The sequence below is a fragment of the Streptomyces sp. NPDC054956 genome (genome assembly GCF_053609185.1).
This window is the reverse complement of the sequence record NZ_JBSGXB010000036.1, coordinates 1-453: the sequence shown is the minus strand read 5'-3', so window position 1 is coordinate 453 and position 453 is coordinate 1. Positions and strand designations below refer to the sequence as shown.

General features: G+C 75.3%; 1 pseudogene. It reads right to left on the bottom strand.

Going from position 1 to position 453, the window contains the following annotated elements:
* Positions 1-92: 92 nt before the first annotated feature.
* Positions 93-453: pseudogene (locus ACWGDE_RS09605) on the bottom strand (ribonuclease E/G); the annotation flags it as partial.

Below are 453 nucleotides of genomic sequence, written 5' to 3'. Positions count from 1 at the left end.
TTCTTGTTTCGGGGGCGGTTCCCTTGGGTAAAACCGGGGACCCCCCCGGCGGGGGCCCCCGCCACGGGGGGGGCCCCACGGCACGGAGCGGATCAGGCTTCGGTCGGAGCCGAGACGGAGGGCAGCGTCTGCTGCTCGGCCGCCGCGGTCTTCTTCGTCGCCCGCTTCGCCACGGTCTTCTTCGCGGCCGTCTTGGCCGTCGCCTTCTTGGCCACGGCCTTCTTGGCGGTCGCGGCCTTCTTGGCCGGGGCCTTCTTCGCCGCGGTCGTCGTCGCCTTCTTGGCGGCCGTCTTGCGGACCGCCTTCTTGGCGGGGGCCGCCGGGGCGGCCTCCTCCTCGGCGACCTCGGCGGGTGCCGCCACCGGGGTCTCCACCGGCGTCTCCACGACCACCACGGCCGCCTCCGCGCCCGCCGGGGACCCGGCGGGTGCGGTGGCCTTACGGGTGGCACGG